The sequence below is a fragment of the Roseinatronobacter sp. S2 genome (assembly GCF_029581395.1).
GTDB lineage: Bacteria > Pseudomonadota > Alphaproteobacteria > Rhodobacterales > Rhodobacteraceae > Roseinatronobacter.
The window spans coordinates 71,734-91,734 of sequence record NZ_CP121115.1; the positions used below are offsets into that span (position 1 = coordinate 71,734).

Sequence of the window (20,001 nt, forward strand, 5' to 3'; positions counted from 1 at the left end):
GGCAGTTCAGGCAAATTGCGGATTACGCCTTAACACAGACGCATTCAGCGCCCCCGCAATGGTAACCCATAGCAGATAGGGTGCCATCAGCGCGCCCGCGACCATGTCGAACATCCAGAAGCTGACGGTTGTGGCAGCAACAGACAGCCACAAAAAACCAAGCACGACAAGGGCGGCGCGCATGCGCTTCAGCCCGAAAAATACCGGTGACCATAGCGTGTTGAACGCGATCTGCAACGCCCAGAAAGCAAGCGCCTGCTGTGTGCCGGAAATCATGCCTATGCGCATGGCGGCATAGGACATGGCCAGATATACTGTGGTCCAGACCAGCGGAAAGACAAATCCCGGCGGGGTCCAGCGGGGTTTGTCCAGATCGTCATACCATTTTCCCGGCTCGAACATCGCGCCTGTTGTTGCTGCTGCGGCGGTTGCGGCCAGAAAGGTCAAAAAAAGTAGCCAATCCATAAATGTATCATCCTTTGCCGCAGGGGCGGCTGTGCCTTTGTTTTGACCTAAAGGGGCATCCGTACCGGATGCAAGCCTTTACTTGGGCGCCCTTGCGGGCGCGGCGGGTGCGTGGCGCGGGCGTGACAGCACCTGTCACGCGCTGCGCCGGTTTGCGGCCATGTAATGGCGGCGCGCCGACAAATCGCGCGCGCGCAGGCGCGCCATGGCATCAATCAGGGTCTGGGACCGCTGGCTGGCGCCGGTGTCATGGCTTGCGGCATCGACCAGAAACCGGATTTCGGGCAGGGGGCCTGCGTGCAATGTCGCCGGTTGGGGCTGGATCACGCTTAATCCGGCCTGCATTGCGGACAGTGCCAGCCAGCCAAGTTTCAGCGCCTTGCCGGTATAGGCGCGGCGGGTCACGCTGTCATGGCCTTGTGCGCGGATCGCGCCCCCGATCCCGCAATAGATATGGCGCGCGGCAAATATGCCGGGTCGGCAGGCCAGCGGCAGTGCTGAAATGCCCGCGCTGGCGCGCTGATACAGGTGGTCGGCTTCATTCAATAGCTGTGCTGTCATTGCGCATATTTCGGGGTGCGGGATGGGGGTGCGCAGAAAACGGTCGGGGCACATTCCTGCATCTTCAAACCACGCAAGCGGCAGATACAGCCGCCCGTTGCGCGCATCCTCGCCTATGTCGCGGGCAATATTGGTCAGCTGCATAGCAAGGCCCAGATCGCAGGCGCGCGCCAGCCTGTCGCGGTCGCGCACGCCCATAAGCACGCACATCATTGCGCCCACCACGGCGGCAACGCGCGCGGCATAATCCAGCAGGTCCGAGAAGGTGGCGAAACGCCGCCCTTCGGCGTCCCATGCCAGCCCTTCCAGCAGGGCATCGGGCAGCGCGCGGGGCAGGTCATGCTGCACCACCATCGCGGCAAAGGCGCGGTCAATGGGGGCATCATGGGGCTGGCCAGCATAAGCGCGCTCCAGCCGGTCTTGCAGGTGAAGCACGGCGCGCACCGGATCATGCCCTTCGTCGACGGCATCATCGGCCAGACGGCAAAACGCATAAAGCACAAGCGCGGGATCGCGCAGGCTGGCGGGCAGCAGGCGCGAGGCCGCGTGAAAACTGCGCGAGCCGGTGCGGATGGCGGCGCGGCATGCGTCCATGTCGGGCGCAGCGATACGGGACATGCCGGTCATTCTGCGGCCATCGGCAGGGCTATGGGCGGTGCAGGGTCCGGCACAACCTGCGCCAGCACTTCGGCGCTGCTGATCACACCGGGCAGCCCTGCGCCCGGATGCGTGCCAGCCCCCACCAGATACAGGCCCGGCAGTTCTTCCGAGATGTTATGCGGGCGGAACCATGCGCTTTGCAAAATGCGCGGTTCAATCGAAAACCCCGCCCCCAAGGGCGACAAGTAGCGGTCGCGGAAGGTTTCGGGCGTGAAGACAAGGCTTTCGCTGATATGGTCTGACAGGCCCGGCAACAGGCGGTCTTCCAGCATCGCCAGCATTTTGCGGCGGTAAGGTTCCTGCTGGGTCGTCCAGTCAACGCCGTTGTCATGCCCCAGATGCGGCACGGGGCTAAGGACATAGAAGGTATCATCACCTTCGGGTGCCACGGACGGGTCGGTGACCGAAGGGCGGTGGACATACAGGCTCATGTCATCGCACAGATGGCCGCGAATGAAGATGTCCTTGATATGGCCGCGGTAGCGCGGGCCGACCAGAATTGTATGATGGCCCACGTCGCGCCACATATTGCGTGTGCCGCGCGTGCCGAAATACCACACGAACAGTCCCATCGACCAGCGGCTGCGCTTCAGTCTCGCATCATTCCAACGCTTGCGCGGGCGGTTGCGCAACAGGCGGGTATAGGTGTGACCGGCATCTGCGTTCGATACGACGATATCGGCCTGCACCACCGTGCCATCCATCAGGCGGACACCAGCCGCGCGGCCATGCCTGACAATGATTTCGTCTATTTCCGTGTTCAGGTGAACGCAGCCGCCCTGTGTGCGCACCACATTTGCCATGGCGTTGGCAATCGCCTGCACGCCGCCCATGGCGTAGTGCACGCCAAAAGACTTTTCCAGATGGCTGACCAGAATATACATGGATGTCACGTTAAACGGATCACCCCCGATGAACAGCGGATGAAAGGACAACGCAAAGCGCAGGCGCGGGTCGCGCACGCGGGCTGCGGCATGCGCATAAACCGACCTGTCGGCGCGCAGCCAGACAAAGCGCGGCAAGGCTTTGATCAATTCCCACAGCTGGTGCATCGGGCGGCGGCCCAGATCTTCATAGCCGAACCAGTAGCGCGCTTTCGCGTCCTTCAGGAACTTGCGATAGCCTGCCAGATCATCGGGCGACAGGCGCGCGACTTCGCCCTCCATCGCGTCATCGTCCTGAACCGCGGCAAAGGTCGACCCGTCCGGCCAGCGGATTTCATAGAAAGGGGTCATGGGTTTCAGGGTGACGTCGCGGTCAAAATCACGTCCGCAGGCAGCCCATAATTCCCGCAGCCCTTGCGGCACGGTCACAATGGTCGGGCCAAGGTCGAACCTGTGCCCGCCCTGTGTGATGGACGATCCACGCCCGCCGGGCCGGTCCAGCCGGTCGATCACGCTGACACGGTAGCCTTTGGCCCCCAGCCGCATGGCCGAGGCCAGCCCACCCAACCCCGCGCCAATGATGATGGCGTGGTGCGGTGCATCAGAATCAGACATAGGCGTTTCCCGTTCCTTGGTGGTGTCATCAGCTTACACAGATGCAATGTGTCAATCAAGGTTTACATTCTTATTCTTTACACATACAGCGGAATATGACAACCTAAGTTTACACTTGCAGATGGGAATCGCCATGCAAACGATCACGCTCTGCCTTTTCCGGTTTGACCGGACGGCTGCGCGGCTTTGGGTTCTGGGCCAGATGGTGGCGGCGCGTGTGGCGCTTGCGCGCCAGCCGGGGTTGGAATTCTGGAAGATTTGCGGCTCTGGCACTGGGCAGGGGTTTACCCCGCGCCCGAATTGGGGCGTTTGGGCCATTCTGGGCGTTTGGGGCACGCATGCGGGAGCGCAGCAAGGGGTGGCCAGCGGCGCATTCGCACGTTGGGGCCAGCGCGCCGATGAAAGCTATACGTTGTTTCTGGAACCCTACTCTGCGCGCGGGCGCTGGTCCGGTCGCGCGCCGTTTCGCCCCGAAGGTGTGGCGGATGGTCCAGTGGCTGCACTGACGCGCGCATCGTTACGCCCCGCGCGGGCGTTACGGTTCTGGGGGCAGGTGCCTGATATTTCCGCCAAGGTGGGGTCCGACCCCAATGTTATGTTCAAAATCGGCATCGGGGAAATGCCGCTGCTGCGACAGGTCACGTTTTCGGTCTGGCCCGACGCAGGCAGCATGGCCGCATTTGCCCGCCGTGGCCCACACCAACAAGCCATCCGCGCCGTCCGCGAGGAGCGCTGGTTTTCCGAAGAACTGTACGCCCGTTTTCGCATTTCCGCGCGCAAGGGCACATGGCAGGGCCGCGACCCGCTGGACCCTGCCGTATTCACACAGGAGGCCGCATGACGCCCTTTCCGTTTTCTGCCATTGTCGGGCAGGATGAAATGAAAACCGCAATGATCCTGACCGCGATTGACCCCAGAATTGGCGGTGTTCTGGTGTTCGGGGACCGTGGAACCGGCAAATCCACGGCAGTGCGTGCGCTTGCGGCCCTGTTGCCGCCCATAGACATGGTGGCGGGCTGCCCGTGCAATTCCGCCACGCTGGCCGATTGCCCCGATTGGGCGGGCATAACGCAGGCAGTGGTCGTCACACGGCCCACGCCGGTTGTGGATATGCCGCTTGGTGTGAGTGAGGACCGTGTAACAGGCGCGCTGGATATTGAGCGTGCCCTGACGCGCGGCGAAAAGGCGTTTCAGGCGGGACTACTGGCGCGGGCCAATCGCGGGTATCTGTATATTGATGAAGTGAACCTGCTGGAAGACCACATTGTAGATCTGTTGCTGGATGTCGCGCAATCGGGCGAGAATGTCGTTGAACGCGAAGGGCTGTCCATTCGCCACCCTGCGCGGTTTGTGCTTGTGGGGTCGGGCAACCCCGAAGAAGGCGAATTGCGCCCGCAGCTTCTGGACCGTTTCGGCCTGTCGGTCGAGGTCAGCAGCCCGCGCGAGATCGAAACCCGCATCGAGGTGATGCGCAGGCGCGATGCCTATGAAAACGACCATGCAGCATTCATGGCGCATTGGCAGGCAGAAGATGCAGACTTGCGTGCGCAAATTCTGGCTGCGCGCGCCGCACTTGCGGGTGTTCAGGTGTCCAATGTGGCGCTGCATGATTGTGCATCCGTATGTCTGGCGCTTGGGTCTGACGGGTTGCGGGGTGAACTGACATTGCTTGCTGCGGCGCGCGCCATGGCGGCCTTCGCGGGTGCAGATGCAATCACGCGCGAGCATATTCGCGCGGCAGCCCCCATGGCGCTGCGCCACCGTCTGCGCCGTGACCCGCTGGACGAGGCAGGCACCGGCGCCCGCGTTGCGCGCCAACTGGCAGAGGTGTTGCCCTGACCCCCTTTGACGACACCAGCGGCCCGTCCGGCCGCCCCGGTCCACAGCCGGACCCCATGGAAGACCCATGGGCGCGGGTTACTGTCGCGCTGACATTGCTGGCCGTGGACCCGGCAGGCTTGCGCGGGTTGTGGCTGCGCGCGCGGGCAGGTCCGGTGCGCGCACGGGTGCAGGACGCACTGGTGGCCTTCGCGCCGCGCAAACTGCACCCTAGTATTAGTGATGACGCGCTTTTCGGCGGGCTGGATCTGGCCGCGACACTGGGCACGGGCACCATGCACCACCATGCGGGTCTTCTGGGCGAAGGGGGTATACTTGTGCTGACCATGGCCGAACGCTGCCCGCCCGCGCTTGCCGTGCGGCTGGCGCAGGCCCTTGATGCCCAAACCGATCTTGGCCTGATTGCCCTTGATGAAACCGCGCAGGACGGCGAAGGGCTGGCGCCTGCATTATGCGAACGCCTTGGCCTGTTTCTTGATCTGGACGCGCTGGCATGGGCCGATACGGGGCCATTTGCCCTGCCCATGGACCAGATTACGCAGGCGCGCGCACGCCTGTCGCAGGTGCGTATCACGCATGATGCGCGCACGCAGGTGACGGGCGTTGCAGCGGCCCTTGGCATAGACAGCATGCGCGCGCCCTTGTTGACGCTGGCTGCCGCGCGGGCGCATGCGGCTTGGCGCGGCGCCACAGAACTGGACGCGCAGGATCTGGCACTTGCTGTCGCGCTGGTGCTGGCGCATCGCGCGACTGCTGTGCCTGACGCGCCCCCTGATGATACGCCGCCACCCCCGCCCCCCCAGCCGTCGGATGATGCTGCCCAAACACCGCCCGACACGGACGGCGCGCAAGACATCCCCGACGATATGCTGATTGACGCGGCACGCGCGGCGCTGCCTGCGGGCGTGTTGGCGAAATTGCAGGCCGGTCGTGTGGCGCGCGCGGTGCAGGGCCAGTCCAGTTCGGGCGCTGTGCGCAAGTCCAAACGCCGCGGGCGGCCCTTGCCATCGCGCGCGGGCGCGCTGGATTCGGCAGGCCGTGTCGATGTGGTCGCAACCCTGCGTCAGGCGGCCCCGTGGCAGAAACTGCGCCGCCAGTCCCGCCCCGATGCGCGGGCAGGGCAGGTGTTGCTGATGCCGTCAGACATTCGCGTCAGGCATTTTCGCGCGCAAACCGACCGCGTGCTTATATTCGTGGTCGATGCGTCGGGGTCCAGTGCCCTGGCGCGCCTTGCAGAAGCCAAGGGCGCGATTGAGTTGATGCTGGCAGATGCCTATGCCACGCGTGACCATGTTGCGCTTGTCAGCTTTCGCGGCAGGAATGCTGACCTTAGTCTTGCGCCCACGCGGTCACTGGTTCAGGCAAAACGCCAACTGGCAGGCCTGCCCGGTGGCGGGGGCACGCCCTTGGCGGGCGGCTTGCAGGTTGCGCTGGAAACGGCGCTGCATGCGCGCGGCCATGGCATGGCCCCCACCTTGGCGCTGCTGACGGACGGGCGCGGGAACATCGCGCTGGACGGCAGCGCGGACCGCGCGGCTGCGGGCACAGATGCCGTGCAGCTGGCGCAGTTGATTGCGCGGCAGGGCATTCCCGCGCTGGTTATTGATACGGGCCTGCGCCCGAACCCGCATCTGGCCAGTTTGTCCGCGCATATGGGGGCCACACAGATTGCGTTGCCACGCGCGGATGCGCGCGCATTATCGGCGACACTTTCCGCCGCATTCGGGGATTAGAGGATGCGTGCTGTCCCGCAAGATTGGCCGCTATGCGAATATTCCCAGCTTATCCGCTGCCGTCCGCATGAATGGCATGTCCAGATTGCGGGCACGGGGCCGGATGTGCTGCTGCTGCATGGGGCGGGCGCGTCCGGCCACAGTTTTCATCGCCTTATGGGGCATATGCCCGGCTGTCGCCTGATTGTGCCCGACCTGCCCGGGCAGGGCTTTACGCGCGCGGGTGGTCTGATGCGGCTGGGGCTGGATGCTATGGCAGATGACCTTTGTGCGCTGTGCGAAGATCAGGGGTGGCGGCCGGTTGCAATTATTGGCCATTCGGCAGGGGCTGCGGTTGCCCTGCGCATGACCGAAATGATGCGCCGCCCCCCGCGTGCCGTTGTCGGCATAAATTCCGCCCTTGGCCCATTTGACGGATTTGCGGGCTGGCTGTTTCCGAAACTGGCGCGCGCGATGGCGGGCAGCCCCTTTATTGCCGCGATTGTGACAAGGCTTTCGTCGAAGCGCAAACAGGTTGAAAAACTGCTGGAAGGCACAGGCTCGCCGCTGGATGAAGACGGCATAGCGCTGTATCAGCGCCTTGTCAGCCGCACGTCCCATATCGAGGGGACATTGGGCATGATGGCGCAATGGGATCTGGAACCCCTGCTGGAGCGCTTGCCGCAGATTACCGTGCCTACGCTGCTGATTGCATCGCGCGGGGATCTGGCGGTGCCGGTGCAGGTGTCGCGTCAGGCCAGCCAGCAACTTGCGCGCGCGCAATATGTGGAACTGGCGCAGGGCGGGCATCTGGTGCATGAGCAATTCCCCGATGCGGTGGCGGCGCTGATTGTGCCCTGGCTGGCAGAGCATCAGGGTAATCTAAGCGTGGTGCCCGACGGGAGAGAGCCACCGCAGTGACGCAAGGTTCGACGCGGGGGCTTGGGTGCGCCTGATTTTGGGCCAAAGCGGTCATGCGCACTTGGATATAGCCCGCGCCAGCGGTGGGCCGCGGGACGGCCCGCCGATGGCGCGGGCCACCTGCGGCCTTTGCTCCGCGCCTTGGGACGCTCCCCAATGACCGCTTCAGACCATTATCCGGCAGTGAAATTCCAGCGCGCCCTGCGCGGGACGCGCAGCGCCAGCATGGGTTTTAACAGCGGCTGCGCATAGCGGCGCAAATTCAGCGCTTCATGCACGCCAACCGCTTGTTCCCCGTCGATACAGGTGCGCATTGCAGACCGCGTGTAAAACGGCGCATCCAGCATGGCCAGTTCCTGACGCGGCTGAAAACCGGCGTCGGCGCGCGTTTCACGCCGTACGGCCCACAGGCTGCGTGCGATGCGCGCGCGGGGCGGGGGGACGACATGCTCACTCCGGCCATCGGGGTGGAAATGCAGCGCCACAGTCTCGGACTGCCCGTTGCGCAGGATGGCATCGTAAAAGCACCGTGTGCCGCCTTTGTGGGGGAAACGGCCCCATGTCCAATAGTTGAAATCATCTTCCAAAGCATGGGTGCCGTAATTGGAATCAAAATAGCCATGCCCCGACCAATGGTGTCCGGGGTCCAGTGCGACATCAATGCGGGCAATGGGCGCGAAGGGTTGCCAGCGGTGGCGTCCATCGGGCGTCAGGTCATAATTCTGGCCAAACAGCACTTCGGGATGCAGGGTGATTGTGCCGCGCACGCGGCTGACAAGGGGCGGGGATGACACCTCGTTGACATCTATCAGCAGTTTGTCCCCGTCCCAACGCATGGAACTGGGACCAACCTGCAACATATCGGGGCTTTGGCGCAGCGCGGTGCGCCCGCGGTCCGTCATGGTAAACCGCGATTTCGACCCATAGGTCGCCACATTGATGCAGCAATGGTTTTGCGGATCGCGCCGCCCTGACCACCGATACCAAGGCGAAAACACCGAACCTATAAAGCCAATGACAGAAACCGCACTTTTGCCGTCATCACTTAACCCGTCGACATACCACCAGTGATAGCCGTCGGGCGCGACATTGGCGCTGAAATCCGGTCGGCCAGTGCCGCGCGCGCGGCATGCTGGCCCGACAGCGCGGCCATCGGCACCCCCGCCCCCGGATGCACCCCGCCGCCCGCCAGATACAGGCCCGCTAGTCGGGTGCGGGTGTGCGGGCGCTGGAATGTCGCCATCGCCCCTTTCGGGCTTAGGCCATACAGCGCGCCCTGACTGTGCGGGAACAGCGCTGCGAAATCCAGCGGGCGCGTCAGCACCGTCGGCGTGGCGGCTGGCGTCAGGTGCAGGCCGAAACGGGCCAGCCGGGCAAGTGGGTCGGTCGGGCATGGTGGCAGGTCTTTCTGTCCGCCCGCGCCGGTGGGCGGGGCATTGACGATAAGTTGAAACCGTTCCGGCCCGTCAGGCAGGCCAGCGGCGCGATCTTGTGCGCAAACGTAAATCGTGGGGTTTTGTGGCCAATCGCCCTGCGCAAGCGGGCCGAACTCCTGCGCTGGGTCAGCGCCGAAAAACACATTGTGATAGGCCAGCGCATGGCGCCCAAGGCCCTGCCCGCGAATGGTTGCCGCAAATGTCCAGACATCGGCAGACAGGCTGCGCGGCAATATCTGCTGTGGTTTGGGCGCGCCCTTATGGTGCCCAAGCAGCGCGGGCAGGGCGGCGGGGTCGCCATTGAACACCACTTGATTGGCCTGAACTGTTTCCCCGCCACTTAGGCGCAGCCCGCTGACCGTGTCGCCTGTGGTCACAATCGCGCGCACCGGACAGTCCAGCCGCAACGTGCCGCCCAGCCGGATCAGCAAGTCAGCAAGCACCTGCGCAAGCCGCACCATACCGCCCTGAACGGCCCAGACACCTGCCGCTTCGGCCTGCCATATCAGCCCCAGAACCGCCGGTGCCAGCAACGGGTTGCCGCCCACATATGTAGCATACCGCCCGAACAACTGGCGCAGATGGGGGCTGGCAAACCGTCGGTCCAGCATCTGTTGCAAGGTCCGTCCCGGCACCAGCCAGGGCAGGGTTGCGGGGCGGCGCAATGCGGCGCGTGCCGCTGCAAACACCCTTGGGCGGGGGGCATACATGATGGGGGATTTGAACGATTCGTATAACGCCGCACTTTGCGCCGAGAAGTGCCGGAACTCCCGTTCGGCACGCGACCCGAAGGCGGTCGCAATCGCCTGTGCGTTGGTATTCTGGCAGCTTGTCAGGTCCAGTCGGGTGCCATCGGTCCAGAAATGCCGTGCCAGAACCGGCAGCGGGATCAGCGTCAAGTGATCCTCCAGCCGCGTGCCAGCCGCTTCAAACACCTGCTCCAGCACGGGCCGCAGTGTCAGCACTGTTGGCCCCGCATCCACCGGACCGGCGCTGCTGGGCGTGGTGCGGATTTTCCCACCGGCCCATGAATGGGCCTCGAACACGGTGACATTGCGCCCCTGTGCGGCCAGATGAATGGCCGCAACCAGCCCGCCAATGCCAGCGCCGACAATGAGGATGGAGTCTTTTTTGCAGTTCATGGCGGGAATTCTTGACTCTTTCATCGAAGCTGTCCAGTTTAAGTTACACTATGATGTCGAAAATATGTGACATACAGCGGCGCAAGGGGGCCAGAATGGAACTTAGCACACGGATAGACAAGGCGATGACAGCGGCCATTGCACAGGCACAGGGCGCTGCTGGCAATCCAGATGCCGTACCCGGACGGCTGGCCGCCGCACTGAATTATGCCGTTACCCCCGGCGGGGCGCGCATCCGGCCCACGATATGCCTGTCCGTGGCGCTGGCCTGTGGCGATGACCGGCCAGACCTTGCAGAACGCGCCGCAGTCGCGCTGGAGCTTATTCACTGCGCCAGTCTGGTGCATGACGACTTGCCTGCATTCGACAATGCCAGTTTCCGGCGTGGAAAGCCAACAATTCATCTGGCATTTTCCGAACCACTGGCCGTGCTGACAGGCGATAGCCTGATCATTGCGGGCTTCGATCTGCTTGGCGGTGCGGCCCCTGCCGATGCCTTGCGCGCCCTGCGTCTGGTGCAGTTGCTGGCACGTCATACTGGCATGCCGCATGGCATTTGTGCAGGGCAGGCGTGGGAAAGCGAACCACGCGTTGATCTGCGGGCCTATCACCGTGCGAAAACGGCTGCGCTTTTTGTGGCCGCCACGCAGATGGGGGCTTTGGCCGCCGGTCATGAACCCGACCCGTGGGAAGAACTTGGCGCGCGCATTGGCGAGGCGTTTCAGGTGGCCGATGACCTGCGTGATGCGCTTTATGATGAAAACACGCTGGGCAAACCCGTTGGGCAGGACGTGGCCTATGCACGCCCTTCCGCTGTGGAAGAACTGGGCGTTCAGGGGGCGGTCAAGCGGCTGCATGACATTCTGGGCGGCGCAATCGCGTCGATCCCGTCCTGTCCGGGTGAAGCGCGGCTTGCGCAGCTTGTGCGTGTCTATGCCGAACGCATGACGCCGGTCGCGCCCGTTCGTGCCTGAGGGCGCGACGGGCGGCGCACCCCCGCCCGCGCCACCAAGGCCCGCTGGTATATTGAACCGGCTGGCGTCATCGCCCCGATTTCAGGCTATTGCAGAACGCGTACCCATCCTGCGCGGCATTGCGCGGCGCGAAGGGGCGGCGCTGTTCGATCTTATGCAAGGCTTTGTCAACAGCCAGATGCTAGCCGCGCTGGTGGAATTGCGCGTGCTGCATCTGCTGGCCGACGGCGGGGCCACAGCCGACGCGTTGGCCGCGCGCCTGAATGTGCCACCGGACCGTATGGCGGTGCTGTTGCAAGCAGGTGCGGCTATGCGATTGTTACGGCGCAAAGGGGCCAGGTTCTATCTTGCGCGGCGCGGTGCGGCGTTTCTGGGCGTTGCAGGGCTGGAAGATATGGTGCGCCATCATGCGGTTTTGTATGGTGATCTGGCCGACCCGGTGGCATTTATCCGCGGTGAAACAACGCCAGCGCTGGCAGAATTCTGGCCCTATGTGTTTGGCGCATCCGGCCCCATGGCCCCCGAAATCTCGGCGCGGTATTCGCGGCTTATGGCCGACAGCCAGACCCTTGTTGCACAAGAAGCGCTGCGTGTGCTGCCCCTGAAGGGGGCCGCGCATTTGCTGGATGTGGGGGGCGGCACGGGTGCATTCCTGCGTGCGGTGCATGCGCGCTATCCGGCGCTGGAACTTTCGTTGTTTGATCTGCCTGATGTTGTTGCCATGGCCGATCTGCCCGCCAATGTTGGCCGCCATGGCGGTTCATTCCGCGATGATCCGTTGCCGCAGGGGGCGGATGTCATATCGCTTGTGCGGGTGCTGTATGATCACCGTGATGACACTGTGCGCGCGCTGTTGCACAAGGTATTTGCCACATTGCCCGCAGGCGGGCGGGTGCTGGTAATCGAACCGATGTCAGGCGGCGCGCGCCCCGATCCGTATACGGATGTGTATTTTTCAGTTTACACAATGGCCATGCAAACCGGGCGAACGCGCAGCGCGCAAGAGATTGCGACCCTGCTGAAAGACGCCGGTTTTGCAAAGATCACGTCAGTCAGGACGCGCAGAAGTTATGTTTCTGCCGTAATTGCAGCACAGAAACTGTAACTCTGGCCTGTCATCTTCAAAATAACTGTCAATAATAATTGACACTATGATATGTATCAGTAAGATTACACATAGGGAAAGTGAGTCGACAGCGAAGCAGGTTGCATCGCGGGGTCACAGCCCGGAGGATTTCTGTGCAAACTGATGCCATCATCCTGAAAGCCCCCCGCCAGCTGTCGCTGGGACGTGTCGCGCTGAACGCAGCCGGGTCGCAGGACCTTGTGGTTCGCATCACGCATTCGGGCATCTCGACAGGGACGGAACGGTTGTTCTGGTCCGGCCAGATGCCGCCCTTTCCGGGCATGGGCTACCCGCTTGTGCCGGGCTATGAGGCGACTGGTGTGGTAGAGCGCGCCGGCGATGATACGGGGTTTGCCGTTGGGGAACGGGTTTTCGTGCCGGGTGCAAACTGTTTTGCGGGCAATGCCGATGGGGCGGTGTTCGGGCTGTTTGGCGCAGCGTCGCGCCATCTGGTCACCGATTTCCGCCGCGCCACGCGCATCAGCCCCGATCTGGGTGCCGAAGGGGCATTGCTGGCGCTTGCGGCCACGGCGCGCCATGCCGTCGCGGGGCCGAATGCCAGCATGCCCGATCTTGTTGTCGGGCACGGTGTTCTGGGGCGGCTGGTTGCGCGCATTGTCGTGGCATCGGGCGCCCCTGCGCCACAGGTGTGGGATGTAAACTCCGCACGCCATTCCGGCGCGCAGGGCTACAGCGTGTGCCACCCTGATGACGACGCGCGCCGCGATTATTCCTGTGTTCTGGATGCATCGGGCGCGGAAGGACTGCTTGACCAGCTGATCGGGCGTGTTGCCAAGGGCGGCGAGGTTGTTCTGGCCGGGTTCTACACCACACCACTGCAATTCACATTTGTCCCTGCATTTTTGCGCGAGCTGCGCCTGCGCGTGGCCGCCGAATGGCAGCCCGAAGACATGGTTGCCACGCGCGATCTGATCGAAAGTGGCGCGTTGTCGCTGTCTGGACTGATCACCCATTTTGCCCGGCCCGTGGATGCTCCGCGCGCTTATGAACAGGCCTTCAGCGATGCTGATTGCCTGAAAATGATACTCGACTGGGAGGCCTGAGATATGACGCTTGATATTCCGAACCTGAAGGATTTTGACAAGCGGTTGCGCGACGAGGCCCATGAAGAGCCGTCGTTGGAAGTCCCGCAAGACCCGCCCAGCAAACACACCCAGATCATTGCGATCTATGGCAAGGGCGGGATTGGCAAATCCTTCACGCTGGCGAACCTGTCTTGCATGATGGCCGAGCAGGGCAAACGCGTGCTGCTGATCGGCTGCGACCCGAAATCGGACACGACCAGCCTGCTATTTGGCGGTAAGGCGTGCCCCACAATCATTGAAACATCCACCCGCAAGAAACTGGCGGGCGAGGAAGTGGCCATTGGCGATGTCTGCTTCAAGCGCAATGGCGTGTTTGCCATGGAACTTGGCGGGCCGGAAGTCGGGCGCGGCTGCGGGGGGCGCGGCATTATCCACGGGTTTGAACTGCTGGAAAAGCTGGGCTTCCACGACTGGGACTTTGATTATGTCCTGCTGGATTTTCTGGGCGATGTGGTCTGTGGCGGTTTCGGCCTGCCGATTGCGCGCGACATGGCCCAGAAGGTTATTCTGGTGGCATCGAACGACCTGCAATCATTGTATGTGGCCAATAACGTGTGTTCCGCCGTGGAATATTTCCGCAAAATGGGCGGCAATGTCGGCGTTGCAGGGCTGGTCATCAATAAAGATGACGGCACGGGAGAGGCCGCGGCCTTTGCCAGATCGGTGAATATTCCGGTGCTGGCGGCGATTCCGCAAGATGACGATTTGCGCAAGAAATCCGCGAATTACCAGATTGTCGGCAGTGCGGCGAGCCAGTGGGGGTCGTTGTTTGTGGGCCTGGCCGAGGCTGTGGAAATTGCGCCGCCCTTGCGACCCGACCCTTTGGACCAGGACGGTCTGCTGGCGCTGTTCGACAGCAAGGATACGGGCGGCGATATCGTTCTGGAACCGGCCACCGACACCGATATGCGCGGCAAGAACGCTGTGGCGAAAGCGTCGCTGGAAGTGGTGTATGACGATGCCTGATAATTTCACACATATCGAACAGGGGGGCCAGCCCCCCATCGCCTGCGGCGATTCCCCCCGGAGTAGTTCGGGCAAGATGAAGGATGAGGACGCGACAGGACAAGTGGATGGCATGGGATGCCATGCACCGATGCAGCAGATGGAAGCCAAGACCCGCGCGGCCGGGAACGGGGCCGTTCTGGACCAGTTCGCCAAGGATTATCCGCGCGGCCCGCATGACAAACCGGAATCAATGTGCCCGGCATTCGGGTCATTGCGGGTGGGCCTGCGCATGCGCCGTGTGGCAACTGTGTTGTCGGGGTCCGCGTGCTGTGTCTACGGGCTAAGTTTCGTCAGCCATTTTTACGGCGCGCGGCGGTCTGTGGGATATGTGCCGTTCAATTCGGAGTCGCTGGTCACCGGCAAGCTGTTTGAAGATATCCGCGATGCGGTTCACGACATGGCAGACCCTGCGCAATATGATGCGATTGTGGTGACCAATCTGTGTGTGCCCACCGCGTCAGGTGTGCCGCTGCGGTTGCTGCCCAAGGAAATAAACGGTGTGCGCATTGTGGGCATTGATGTGCCCGGTTTCGGGGTGCCCACCCATGCCGAGGCCAAGGATGTTCTGGCCGGGGCCATGCTGAATTATGCCCGTCAGGAAGTTGAAGCGGGGCCTGTGCCTGCGCCCGAAGCGGGCCGTTCCGACCGCCCGACTGTGACGCTTCTGGGCGAGATGTTTCCCGCCGATCCCATGATGATCGGGGCCATGCTGGCACCCATGGGGCTGGCGGCAGGGCCTGTGGTGCCGTGCCGCGAATGGCGCGAGTTATATGCCGCACTGGATTGTGGTGCGGTGGCGGCCATCCATCCGTTCTATGCGGCGGCTGTGCGCGAATTTCAGGTGGCGGGGCGGCCCGTCATCGGGTCCGCGCCTGTGGGGGTTGATGGAACACATGACTGGCTGGCCGCGATTGGCGCTGCATTCAACGTGGCACCGGACCGGATTGCGGCGGCGCAGAATGCCTTCGTGCCCGCAGTGCGCGCAGCACTGGCAGGTGCCCCCATCAAGGGCCGGATCACGCTGTCGGGCTATGAAGGATCGGAACTTCTGGTCGCGCGCCTGCTGATCGAGAGCGGCGCTGATCTGGCCTATGTTGGCACGGCCTGTGCGGCATCGAAATGGTCGGCGGCAGACCGGGACTGGCTGGAAGCGCGCGGTGTGGTTGTGAAATTCCGCGCGTCGCTTGCCGATGATCTGGCTGCTGTTGACGGGCTGGAACCTGATCTGGCCATTGGCACCACACCTGTGGTGCAGCATGCCAAGCAAAAGGGCACGCCGTCGCTGTATTTCACCAACCTGATTTCCGCACGTCCCCTGATGGGACCGGCAGGTGCGGGTAGCTTGGGCGAAGTGGTCAATGCGGCCATCAACGGCAAGGCCCGCATGGACACGATGCGCGAATTTTTTGACGGCGTGGGAACGGGCGACACTGCCGGCATCTGGGAAGGCAACCCAAATCTGCGCCCTGATTTCCGCGCGCAGCACCAGAAAAAACTGGACAAGCTTGCGCGGGCCGCCAAAGCGCAGGAGATGATCTGATGCTTGTTCAAGATCATGATCGCGCAGGCGGATACTGGGGGGCGGTCTATGCCTTTTGTGCCGTCAAGGGGTTGCAGGTTGTTATTGATGGCCCCGTGGGCTGCGAAAACCTGCCTGTGACGTCCGTTTTGCATTACACTGACGCCCTTCCGCCGCATGAATTGCCCATCGTCGTTACCGGACTGGGCGAGGATGAGATGTCATCGGGCACCGAGGAATCGATGGCGCGCGCGTGGAAAACGCTAGACCCTGCCTTGCCCGCCGTTGTGGTTACAGGGTCCATCGCGGAAATGATCGGCGGCGGCGTGACACCGCAAGGCACGAATATCCAGCGCTTTTTGCCCCGCACCATTGATGAGGATCAATGGGAAGCGGCAGACCGTGCCATGACATGGCTGTTCACCGAATTTGGCCAGACCAAGGGCCGCATGCCGCCCGAGAAGAAACGCGAAGAAGGCGCGCGCCCGCGCGTCAACATCCTTGGGCCGATGTATGGCACATTCAATATGCCAAGCGATCTGGCTGAAATCCGGCGTCTGGTCGAAGGGATCGGCGCAGACGTGAACATGGTCATGCCGCTTGGTGCCCATCTGGCGGAAATGCGCAATCTGGTGAATGCCGATGTCAATATCGTCATGTATCGCGAATTCGGGCGCGGACTGGCCGAATGCCTTGGCAAACCTTATCTGCAAGCGCCCATTGGAATGGACAGCACGACACGCTTTTTGCGCCGTCTGGGCGAATTGCTGGAACTGGATGTCGAACCCTTCATCGCGCGCGAAAAGCATTCGACGCTGAAACCGGTCTGGGATTTGTGGCGTTCGGTCACGCAGGATTTCTTTGCCACGGCCAGTTTTGCGGTTGTGGCCAGTGAAACCTATACCCGTGGCCTGCGCAAATATCTGGAAGAAGATCTTGGCCTGCCCTGTGCCTTCGCGGTGGCGCGCGTTCGCGGGACGAAAACCGACAATGACCGCGTGCGCGCGCTGCTGGGCGAAAAGCGCCCCCTGGTGGTGTTCGGGTCGATCAACGAAAAAATATATCTGGCCGAGTTGAAGGCCGGACACGGGCCAGCGCCTGCGTTCATTCCCGCCAGTTTTCCCGGCGCGGCGATAAGGCGGCATACCGGCACGCCGATGATGGGCTATGCGGGTGCGACCTATGTGCTGCAAGAAGTGTGCAACGGGCTGTTCGACGCGCTGTTCCATATTCTGCCGCTGGGCAGCCAGATGGACGCCGCCGCCGCCACACCTACCACATTGCGCCGCGACCTGCCCTGGTCAGCAGAGGCAAAGGCCGAACTGGACCGCATCGTGGCCCAACACCCCATTCTGACACGCATTTCTGCTGCGCGCAGTTTGCGTGACGCCATAGAGGCCGCAGCACTGGAACGCGGCGCAGACGAAATCGACAGCGAATTGGTCGCGGCGCTTCGCCCTGACCTGACCCGCGCGTGACCCCAGGAGGAAAGACCATGGCCGATTACACCGTGAATGCCCCCAGACCCCGCACCGAGCGTGCGCAGAACTGGGAATACAGGCTTTACTTCAGCGTGATCTTTGCATTGGCGCTGGCAACCGGTCTGCTGACCTGGAGCTGGCGTGTCGTGACCACTGGAAAACTGCCGCGCCTTGGGCCTGTGGGCCGTGCGCTGGCCGATGCGCATGTGATCGCGCCGATCGTTTTCCGCAGCTAAGGCGCTGCGCGACAATCATTCCCGTGGGCCAGGCCTGCGGGATTGGGGCACCCCGTTTCGGGGGTACCATCCCAGCCGCAGGGTGTGCGGTGACAGTCTTATGATCCGGAGGATACTATGGCTGAAAGAACTGACCTGTCGTTTACAGGTCTTACCGACGAGCAGGCCCAGGAGCTGCACTCGGTCTATATGAGCGGGCTTTGGCTGTTTTCAGCCGTTGCCATCGTGGCTCATTTGGCCGTGTTCATCTGGCGCCCGTGGTTCTGAAGGGATTAGAACATGAGCAAGTTTTACAAAATCTGGCTGATCTTCGATCCGCGCCGCGTTTTCGTGGCACAGGGCGTGTTCCTGTTTCTTCTGGCCGCGATGATCCATTTGGTGTTGCTGTCCAGCGATGGCTACAACTGGTTCCAGATCGCGGCTGACAAATACGGCCGCTAAGACGCGTTCGCGTCCCTACTGTGGGCGGCGTGGCATACCGTGCCGCCCGCAGCCATCCATTCAACAATGACGGCCTTGACGGCCGCCGAGCCTAGCGGAGGGAAGCATGGCGCTGCTAAGCTTCGAGCGCAAATACCGTGTGCCAGGCGGCACGCTGGTCGGCGGGAATTTGTTCGACTTCTGGGTCGGGCCGTTCTACGTCGGTTTTTTCGGGGTAACGACGGTTTTTTTCGCCGTGCTCGGAACGCTCTTGATTTTTTGGGGGGCGGTGCTGCAAGGCACATGGAACCCCTGGCTGATTTCAATTAATCCCCCACCCCTGTCCTATGGGTTGGGTCCGGCCCCGCTGCTTGAAGGCGGGCTATGGCAGATTGTGACCATCTGCGCGATCGGGGCGTTCGTGTCCTGGGCACTGCGCGAGGTTGAGATCTGCAAGAAACTGGGCATGGGCTATCATGTGCCCTTCGCCTTTGGTGTGGCGATCTTTGCCTATCTGACACTGGTTGTCTTTCGCCCGATCCTGATGGGCGCTTGGGGGCACGCGTTCCCCTATGGCATCTGGACGCATCTGGATTGGGTGTCAAATGTCGGCTACACTTATGGCAACTTCCACTATAATCCGGCGCATATGATCGCGGTGACATTCTTTTTCACCACGACACTGGCGCTGGCGCTACATGGCGCGCTGGTTCTGTCGGCGGCCAACCCCAAGAAGGGCGAAGTCATGAAAACGCCCGACCATGAAGACACATTCTTCCGCGACTTGATTGGCTATTCGGTGGGCACTTTGGGCATTCACCGTGTTGGTCTGTTGCTGGCGCTGAATGCCGGGTTCTGGTCGGCGGTCTGTATCGTGATTTCGGGAACCATCTGGTTTGACCAGTGGGTGTTCTGGTGGGACTGGTGGCTTGATCTGCCCTGGTGGCGCGATATCGCAGGAGGCGTCAATGGCTGAGTATCAGAATATCTTCACACAGGTGCAAGTGCGGGCCGCCCCCGAAATGGGCATGGTCGAAGGCGTAGAGCTGGAAAACCGCACCAAATCTGCCAGCTTCTCCAACCTTGCAGGCTGGATCGGCAACGCCCAGATCGGGCCTGTCTATCTGGGGGCAATGGGCGTGCTTAGCCTTGCGTCCGGCCTGACATGGTTTGTCATGGTGGGCATGTGGTACTGGTATCAGGCAGGGTTCAACCCCGCAGTGTTCATGCGCGATCTGTTCTGGTTCTCGCTTGATCCGCCGGGGCCGGAATATGGCCTGCGTATGCCACCCATTGCGGAAGGCGGCTATTTCCTGATTGCATCCTTCTTCCTGCTGATCTCGGTCATGTCGTGGTGGGTGCGCACATGGTTGCGCGCCGAAGCGCTGGGAATGGGCAAACATGTGGCATGGGCTTTTGCCAGTGCCATCTGGCTGTTTCTGGTGCTGGGTCTGTTCCGCCCCATTCTGATGGGGTCCTGGTCCGAGGCTGTGCCATATGGCATCTTCTCGCATCTGGACTGGACCAATCTGTTCAGCCTGCGTTACGGCAACCTGTTCTATAACCCGTTCCATGCGCTGTCGATTGTGTTCCTGTATGGATCGGCATTGCTGTTTGCCATGCACGGGGCCACCATTCTGGCAGTCAGTCGTTTCGGCGGCGACCGCGAGTTGGAACAGATTATCGACCGCGGCACCGCATCCGAACGGGCCGCCCTGTTCTGGCGCTGGACCATGGGATTTAATGCCACAATGGAGGGGATTCACCGTTGGGCATGGTGGTTTGCGGTTCTGTGCACACTGACAGGCGGTATCGGCATTCTGTTGACGGGAACTGTCGTCGATAACTGGGCCATCTGGGCCGAGGATCGCGGCTATCGTCCCACCTATTAAGGAG

At 62.3% G+C, this 20,001-nt stretch carries 20 protein-coding genes; 15 read left to right on the forward strand and 5 right to left on the reverse strand.

Going from position 1 to position 20,001, the window contains the following annotated elements:
• Positions 1 to 6: 6 nt before the first annotated feature.
• The 3 genes from P8S53_RS17165 to P8S53_RS17175 all read right to left on the reverse strand — a co-directional run bounded on the left by P8S53_RS17165 (position 7) and on the right by P8S53_RS17175 (position 3,185).
• The gene (locus tag P8S53_RS17165; protein WP_277807058.1) at positions 7 to 465 is read right to left on the reverse strand and encodes a TspO/MBR family protein; all 459 of its coding nucleotides are present in this window, start codon (positions 463 to 465) and stop codon (positions 7 to 9) included.
• A 135-nt stretch (positions 466 to 600) separates the two neighbouring features.
• The gene (crtB, locus tag P8S53_RS17170) at positions 601 to 1,644 is read right to left on the reverse strand and encodes a 15-cis-phytoene synthase (protein WP_277807059.1); all 1,044 of its coding nucleotides are present in this window, start codon (positions 1,642 to 1,644) and stop codon (positions 601 to 603) included.
• Positions 1,645 to 1,649: 5 nt separating this feature from the next.
• On the reverse strand, positions 1,650 to 3,185 hold the full coding sequence (locus P8S53_RS17175) for a phytoene desaturase (RefSeq protein ID WP_277807060.1): 1,536 nt from the start codon (positions 3,183 to 3,185) through the stop codon (positions 1,650 to 1,652).
• Positions 3,186 to 3,318: 133 nt separating this feature from the next.
• Here P8S53_RS17175 and crtA point away from each other — a divergent pair, with 133 nt between their 5' ends.
• From crtA to bchO, 4 genes are read left to right on the forward strand one after another with little or no spacing between them, the layout of a single operon-like run.
• Positions 3,319 to 4,026, forward strand: a complete 708-nt coding sequence (crtA, locus tag P8S53_RS17180) for a spheroidene monooxygenase (RefSeq protein ID WP_277807061.1) — start codon at positions 3,319 to 3,321, stop codon at positions 4,024 to 4,026.
• Complete coding sequence (bchI, locus tag P8S53_RS17185) at positions 4,023 to 5,024, forward strand: magnesium chelatase ATPase subunit I (protein WP_277807062.1); 1,002 nt, start codon at positions 4,023 to 4,025, stop codon at positions 5,022 to 5,024. Before crtA ends, bchI begins: the two co-directional genes overlap by 4 nt.
• Before the next feature lie 56 nt (positions 5,025 to 5,080).
• A complete protein-coding gene (locus P8S53_RS17190; protein WP_277807063.1) occupies positions 5,081 to 6,757 on the forward strand; it encodes a magnesium chelatase subunit D in 1,677 nt (558 codons plus the stop codon).
• A 3-nt stretch (positions 6,758 to 6,760) separates the two neighbouring features.
• Positions 6,761 to 7,657, forward strand: a complete 897-nt coding sequence (gene bchO, locus P8S53_RS17195; RefSeq protein ID WP_277807064.1) for an alpha/beta fold hydrolase BchO — start codon at positions 6,761 to 6,763, stop codon at positions 7,655 to 7,657.
• Between the two features lie 173 nt (positions 7,658 to 7,830).
• Here the strand turns inward: bchO and crtC are convergent, their stop codons facing one another.
• Complete coding sequence (crtC, locus tag P8S53_RS17200) at positions 7,831 to 8,673, reverse strand: carotenoid 1,2-hydratase (RefSeq protein WP_277807256.1); 843 nt, start codon at positions 8,671 to 8,673, stop codon at positions 7,831 to 7,833.
• Positions 8,674 to 8,702: 29 nt separating this feature from the next.
• Complete coding sequence (gene crtD, locus P8S53_RS17205; protein WP_277807065.1) at positions 8,703 to 10,235, reverse strand: 1-hydroxycarotenoid 3,4-desaturase CrtD; 1,533 nt, start codon at positions 10,233 to 10,235, stop codon at positions 8,703 to 8,705.
• 95 nt (positions 10,236 to 10,330) lie between these two features.
• On the opposite strand from crtD, the gene P8S53_RS17210 reads away from it, so the two are divergent.
• The 11 genes from P8S53_RS17210 (at position 10,331) to pufM (ending at position 19,997) form a co-directional block, all read left to right on the forward strand.
• Positions 10,331 to 11,209 (forward strand): polyprenyl synthetase family protein, encoded by an 879-nt coding sequence (locus tag P8S53_RS17210; protein ID WP_277807066.1) that lies wholly within the window; start codon positions 10,331 to 10,333, stop codon positions 11,207 to 11,209.
• 49 nt (positions 11,210 to 11,258) lie between these two features.
• The gene (locus P8S53_RS17215) at positions 11,259 to 12,314 is read left to right on the forward strand and encodes a methyltransferase (RefSeq protein ID WP_277807257.1); all 1,056 of its coding nucleotides are present in this window, start codon (positions 11,259 to 11,261) and stop codon (positions 12,312 to 12,314) included.
• A 134-nt stretch (positions 12,315 to 12,448) separates the two neighbouring features.
• Positions 12,449 to 13,399 (forward strand): chlorophyll synthesis pathway protein BchC, encoded by a 951-nt coding sequence (gene bchC, locus P8S53_RS17220; protein WP_277807067.1) that lies wholly within the window; start codon positions 12,449 to 12,451, stop codon positions 13,397 to 13,399.
• Positions 13,400 to 13,402: 3 nt separating this feature from the next.
• On the forward strand, positions 13,403 to 14,407 hold the full coding sequence (locus P8S53_RS17225) for a chlorophyllide a reductase iron protein subunit X (protein ID WP_277807068.1): 1,005 nt from the start codon (positions 13,403 to 13,405) through the stop codon (positions 14,405 to 14,407).
• A gap of 76 nt (positions 14,408 to 14,483) precedes the next feature.
• Positions 14,484 to 15,989, forward strand: a complete 1,506-nt coding sequence (gene bchY, locus P8S53_RS17230; protein WP_373418552.1) for a chlorophyllide a reductase subunit Y — start codon at positions 14,484 to 14,486, stop codon at positions 15,987 to 15,989.
• Positions 15,989 to 17,446: a chlorophyllide a reductase subunit Z gene (bchZ, locus tag P8S53_RS17235; RefSeq protein ID WP_277807069.1), complete on the forward strand. Its 1,458-nt coding sequence runs from the start codon at positions 15,989 to 15,991 to the stop codon at positions 17,444 to 17,446. Before bchY ends, bchZ begins: the two co-directional genes overlap by 1 nt.
• A 17-nt stretch (positions 17,447 to 17,463) precedes the next feature.
• A complete protein-coding gene (gene pufQ / locus P8S53_RS17240; RefSeq protein WP_277807070.1) occupies positions 17,464 to 17,685 on the forward strand; it encodes a cytochrome PufQ in 222 nt (73 codons plus the stop codon).
• Between the two features lie 117 nt (positions 17,686 to 17,802).
• On the forward strand, positions 17,803 to 17,952 hold the full coding sequence (gene pufB / locus P8S53_RS17245) for a light-harvesting antenna LH1, beta subunit (RefSeq protein WP_209425017.1): 150 nt from the start codon (positions 17,803 to 17,805) through the stop codon (positions 17,950 to 17,952).
• 12 nt (positions 17,953 to 17,964) lie between these two features.
• Entirely contained in the window at positions 17,965 to 18,126 is a 162-nt protein-coding gene (pufA, locus tag P8S53_RS17250) for a light-harvesting antenna LH1, alpha subunit (RefSeq protein ID WP_277807071.1), read from the forward strand.
• A 106-nt stretch (positions 18,127 to 18,232) separates the two neighbouring features.
• Positions 18,233 to 19,081 carry a photosynthetic reaction center subunit L gene (gene pufL / locus P8S53_RS17255; protein WP_277807072.1) on the forward strand — a complete coding sequence of 283 codons (849 nt, stop codon included), beginning with the start codon at positions 18,233 to 18,235 and terminating at the stop codon, positions 19,079 to 19,081.
• Positions 19,074 to 19,997 carry a photosynthetic reaction center subunit M gene (gene pufM, locus P8S53_RS17260; protein WP_277807073.1) on the forward strand — a complete coding sequence of 308 codons (924 nt, stop codon included), beginning with the start codon at positions 19,074 to 19,076 and terminating at the stop codon, positions 19,995 to 19,997. Before pufL ends, pufM begins: the two co-directional genes overlap by 8 nt.
• The last annotated feature ends 4 nt before the right edge of the window (positions 19,998 to 20,001 follow it).